The organism is Angustibacter peucedani (genome assembly GCF_054779595.1).
The window spans coordinates 1-5016 of the sequence record NZ_BAAGXY010000142.1 but is presented as its reverse complement, the minus strand read 5'-3'; the positions used below and the strand labels follow the sequence as shown (position 1 = coordinate 5016).

Annotated in this window: 5 protein-coding genes; 3 read left to right on the top strand and 2 right to left on the bottom strand. The window is 47.3% G+C overall.

Translation table 11 applies throughout. From position 1 onward, the window contains the following. Positions 1 to 266: 266 nt before the first annotated feature. Positions 267 to 665 carry a hypothetical protein gene (locus tag ACYVJ4_RS17785; RefSeq protein WP_001222914.1) on the bottom strand — a complete coding sequence of 133 codons (399 nt, stop codon included), beginning with the start codon at positions 663 to 665 and terminating at the stop codon, positions 267 to 269. A gap of 176 nt (positions 666 to 841) precedes the next feature. Here ACYVJ4_RS17785 and ACYVJ4_RS17780 point away from each other — a divergent pair, with 176 nt between their 5' ends. Beyond that, the gene (locus ACYVJ4_RS17780) at positions 842 to 1768 is read left to right on the top strand and encodes a MobA/MobL family protein (protein ID WP_001331297.1); all 927 of its coding nucleotides are present in this window, start codon (positions 842 to 844) and stop codon (positions 1766 to 1768) included. A 2-nt stretch (positions 1769 to 1770) separates the two neighbouring features. Further along, positions 1771 to 2304, top strand: a complete 534-nt coding sequence (locus ACYVJ4_RS17775; RefSeq protein WP_000168770.1) for a hypothetical protein — start codon at positions 1771 to 1773, stop codon at positions 2302 to 2304. Positions 2305 to 2369: 65 nt separating this feature from the next. Here ACYVJ4_RS17775 and ACYVJ4_RS17770 read toward each other — a convergent pair whose 3' ends face one another. Beyond that, positions 2370 to 2579 carry a hypothetical protein gene (locus ACYVJ4_RS17770; RefSeq protein WP_001096196.1) on the bottom strand — a complete coding sequence of 70 codons (210 nt, stop codon included), beginning with the start codon at positions 2577 to 2579 and terminating at the stop codon, positions 2370 to 2372. A 1736-nt stretch (positions 2580 to 4315) separates the two neighbouring features. Between ACYVJ4_RS17770 and ACYVJ4_RS17765 the strand changes: the two genes are divergently transcribed. Beyond that, a partial coding sequence (locus tag ACYVJ4_RS17765; protein ID WP_353434203.1) for a replication initiation protein occupies positions 4316 to 5016 on the top strand: 701 nt, incomplete at its 3' end.

Below are 5016 nucleotides of genomic sequence, written 5' to 3'. Positions count from 1 at the left end.
GAGGCATTAGGGATCAGTCGCGCCTGGTATTACCAACTGAAAAAACGAGGTCTCGTAGAGTAGACCAAATAAGCCTATATCAGATAACAGCGCCTTTCTGGCGTCTTTTTGAGCAGCAGGTTTTTTGCCGTTTTTCCCCGTTCAGCCCTGCAATGGCGCGGCTTTCCGCGTGATTGTGGTGGTAGTGCTCGCCGCAGTCTCATGACCGAGCGTAGCGAGCGAATGAGCGAGGAAGCACCAGGGAATCGGAACACGGATGGAGGCACTTACGCGTCTGGGTTTGGGGATGTCTCCAGATCGTACTTAAGTTCCTTAAGTGCTTGTAATATCCTGTCTTTTTTATAGCATAGCTCGCCTGTTTTTGTGTCTACCAGTCCTGCTTCGATCAGTAGCCCAGCCGCGAGAAAGAGCCGGTGATTGCGTTCCCGTCGTTGTTTTTTTCCCTCGATTCGTTTTTGGACCGCCTGTTTTCGTTCGCTCTCCTGTGCCTGTAAGTCGTTTTTTTCCGCTGTTGCCAGTACGTGGAGAAGTTTGCGTTCCTGTTCTGTGAGTCCGGCTTCGTTGTCGATCAGGTCAATAATCTGTCTCTGTCGTGCGGTCTGTTCTCCGAGCTTCCTGATGAATCCGATCCGTTTCTTCAGCCATTCGATGTTGCTGATGCGCATGTTCGTGATGCTCCCTGGTGTTTTTTTGCGGTGTGTTGTGGTCGTGCAGTATATCGCTTGCGGTCGGCGGGTGCAGGGGGTATCTTCCGTGCTAATTCGTAAAATTAGAAGGAAGCGCACTTATATGTTTCTCTCCTTCGTCGAGAAACAGTGCGCTCCTGCAGAGGGCTGAAACCGTGGCAACCTATCACCTCAGCGTTAAATTTGGTGGCAAGGGGCAGGCTGCAAACCACGCCGATTACATCGAGCGCAAAGAGAAATACCGCGACCGTCAGGATTTGGAATATTCCGCACACGGAAACATGCCGGAATGGGCCAGGGATAATCCTTCCCATTTCTGGCAGGCGGCTGACCAGTTTGAACGTGCGAACGGTTCGACCTATAGGGAACTTGAAATTGCATTACCCCGTGAACTGACACCGGAACAGCGCCTTGAACTGGTGCAGGATTTTGTACGTCAGGAAGCTGGCGAACGGCACGCCTGGAGTTTTGCCATTCACAATCCGAAAGCGAGCATTGACGGCGGCGAACAGCCTCATGCGCATATCATGATGAGTCAGCGTGTGAATGATGGCATTGAACGTACACCGGAACAGTATTTCCGGCGCTATAACGCCAGGTATCCCGAGCGGGGAGGTGCGAAAAAGGATTCCGGAAGCCTGACTCTCACTCAGCAAAAAGAGCAGTTGCGGGAATTGCGAAAACGCTGGGAGGTGAAGCACAACGAACATATGAGAAAGCATGGCTTTGAAAGGGGCTTCATTGACTGCCGGACGCTGAAAGAACAGGGCATTGAACGACGTCCCGAAGTGCATCTGGGTTTTGAAGCTGCCGGACGGCTTGATGATGCCCAGCGTCATGACATCATGCAAAAACGGTCTGAACCGGACTATTCCCGCCATCTTGAACAGGCGCGAACGGTCGGGCATGACATCAGGGAATGGCTGGACACTCCGGTTAAGCAACATGAACTGGTCAGAAGGCTGCAACATGATGTTGCGCGGGAGCATGGCTTTGACATGAGAGACAGAGTGAGCAGACAGAACCGAACTGCACCTGAACGGGTTAAATCACCGTCACGTGGATTTTCTATGGGATTCTGAACATGGCCAGCACAGAAGAAAAATTACTTACGCTCCTGTTATCGGTGGAGCATCTGCAACATACCGCAATGGAGCAACAGAAAGCTGTTGCTGATTCTCTGGCTGTGGCAAGGGAAACTCTTCGCGGATATCGGGATATTTCTGACGGTGTGGCAAAACAGGTCAGGGATGAAGTCAGAAATGAGGTGCAGAAGCTGGACGTGGCAGGACTGATAGGTGAGCGCATCAGCCAGGATTTTCAGCGGCTGGAAGAGTCAGTCGCAAACATGAAGGCAAACGCGGATGCCCTGAACAGGGATATTGCGACAATTCACAGCAATATCGTGCAGGAATACAACACCCTTAAAGGGTATAGCTGGAAATGGCTGGGTGGGGTGTCAGTGGCTTTTCTGGTTATGTTCTGTGTGCTCGGATGGGGAATGAAAACAATACTCGACAGGAACTACAACGCCACAGCGGCGGTGTATCAGAAAGTTGTGACACTGGAAGATAAACTGGTGGAGAAACCTGTCACGGGGAAGAGCCGGAAAAACTGACGCGCTTCGCTTGTCCAACGCCTCACGACCCGCGAAAGAATTTCGCGAACCGTTCACCGTTTTTTTCAATATGATTCTGTCTGCTTTGGTCGATAAAGCAGACGATAGTATTCCAGCCTTCGTATATATAACGGTACGTGCTCATCAGTAAGAGCTGGCGGTATTGTGTTATCAGGGGGAAGTTTTTTCAGATACTCACGAAATGCCTGGCTTGATGCCATAAAATCTACAGTAGCATCGATAATATGTGGGGTGTTTTCACCTAATTTTGCCATGATGATAATCCTTATATTATCACGGTTTGTGAATGATAGGGTGTCACTATTATTTATGCGTTAGTGAACCAGAAAAAATCCCCCGTTGGCATAGGGGGATATGTAAGGAGAAATAACTTCGCAGGTGTTCTTGTTTGTATAACGTGAAAAGACTGCACGCAACTTAATAAGTCTGCCGTACTTACTTTCAGTTTTCAACATAAGGTTTATAACAATGTATGGAATGGAAGTGAGCTTTAAGGTTTCAGCTCTAAAAAATAAAATATTTATTAGTTGGCTGGTTGTTGTTCTTGTTCTGTATGTATATAAACACTATCGACATATTATGACCGGGAACATTCCTTACCCCCTCTGCGCTCGCAGAGGTTTTTTTTGTCATTAATTAATAATGAACTGAAATGCAGTTCCGATACCTCCATTTGCACATTATCCCTGACATATGGTACCGGAACCGCATTAATTTTATGTTATAAGAGTTTATTTTTAATGTCCAGATGGTTTAATAGTATTTATATGTAATTAGCTGTATGGATAGTACTGGTTTTATTGTATAACTTGTCGTTTTTTTTTATTGTTTTTGTGTGGTGTGCTAATCTTTAAGTTATAAAAAAACCCCTTGGAATACAGGGGCAAAAGTAAGGAAAACAAATGGATGCTCAGTTTGTGTGACACTTTAAACTAATGGAACTATAGAGTGGAGGTTGTTACAGTCGCTTTTATAAAACAGCAACCAGTTTTTTTCAATAGTCTGATGATGGTTGTGACAGTTTTGTGATATTGTTCAAAATGTTTCTTGTTGAATGTTTGTTTTTTGGTCTATTGGTGTCTGGTTTTATTTTTTCTGCTATTACATATCAAGAAATGTGATTGGTGTAGCAAGAGTGGAATGCGATGTGGATAAACTAATTGGTTGTCGAATCTAATTTACTTAGAAAACTACACTTGTTTTTGTGTATGAATTTAGTGAATTTGTCTGTCTATGTGTTTTCGTGCATTTATAAATCCTTCGTCAGGATCTTAAATTTAGTGTTGAATATGTAGGGCCTGTACGGTAATTATTATTTAGCGTAGCTACTTCATCGTTGTTCGAACACAACCAACAACCTGTAATTGTTGTTTCTCTTGGTTCCCCACTTTTGTGGGGTTTTTTATCTCTTCCGTGCATCGTAAAGCGCGGACTCCTTCTGGAAAGGTTGTTTTAGGGCATCACTGAGGCATTTTTTGCGTTTGTGAATATTGAGCATCCGATAACTAAAATATTTCCCATAGACTCTGATTCTTGCCACCGACCCCAGGTCGGTTTTTTTTTGTCCTGGCGAGATGTGAAGTTTGGAAACAGGAAACCCCGTCAGAGCGCCACGCACCAGGGGAGAAAACTTGTCGTTTTGAGCCGTTCGGTGTTCAGAACGCACGAAACCGATCGCACATCGCTTTCGTGCATAGTTATGCAACGCCCTGAAAACGATTCTGACGCGTTTTTCTGGTTTGGCCTGGTGTTTTCTTGTCTTTTTGCGTTTTTTGCGCCAGAAAGCGACTGAGGGCGTTTTAAGGGGGGCGTACAACGGGAGTTATGGTAAATGGATCGGGTTTTCGGGAAGGTTCGACAGGATTTGCCGTTGGGTGTAGTGTAAGCGACTGAAAAACAAACGCCCCTGAAATCATGTCCAGATCCGGCAAGATTCAACATGAAATACAGAGGGCGTGTAGGTCGCATAACCCGGAGAGAATCGTAACACATGAGCGCCGCGCTTCAATACTTCGACGAAAATTTACCCCATCGTCCCTATCACACGGATGATCTCGCTTTTGGTCTTCGCATCTCCGGCAAAGGGCGTGCGCTTCTTGCGCGGTACATACAGCAGAACCAGCCTCATGCGCAGTTCTGGCTGGTTTTTGACGTTGACCGCGAGGGGGCTGCGATTGACTGGAGCGACCGGAACGCTCCCGCGCCGAACATCACCGTTAAAAATCCTGTGAACGGACACGCTCACCTGCTCTACGCACTCAACATCGCCGTGAGAACCGCGCCTGATGCCTCGGTTAAGGCGCTGAAATATGCCGCAGCGGTTGAACGTTCGCTGTGTGAGAAACTTTGTGCGGATGTGAACTACAGCGGCCTGATTTGCAAAAATCCGTTCCACCTGGAATGGCTGGTGATGGAGTGGCGCGAGGAAGCCTATACCCTCGATGAACTGGCTGATTATCTCGATTTGAGCGCCTCAGAGCGTCGTAGCATCGATAAACATTACGGGATGGGGCGAAACTGCCACCTGTTCGAAATGACGCGCAAATGGGCTTACAGGGCGATTCGTCAGGGCTGGCCAGCGTTCTCACAGTGGCTTGAAGCGGTGATCCAGCGTGTCGAAATGTACAATGCATCGCTTCCCGTTCCGCTTTCACTGGCTGAATGTCGGGCTATTGGCAAGAGCATTGCGAA

What these genes read in the sequence shown, in the direction of transcription:
- ACYVJ4_RS17785 (WP_001222914.1), bottom strand. Translation starts at nt 665, where the DNA reads ATGCGCATCAGCAACATCGAATGGCTGAAGAAACGGATCGGATTCATC.
- ACYVJ4_RS17775 (WP_000168770.1), top strand. Translation starts at nt 1,771, where the DNA reads ATGGCCAGCACAGAAGAAAAATTACTTACGCTCCTGTTATCGGTGGAG.
- ACYVJ4_RS17770 (WP_001096196.1), bottom strand. Translation starts at nt 2,579, where the DNA reads ATGGCAAAATTAGGTGAAAACACCCCACATATTATCGATGCTACTGTA.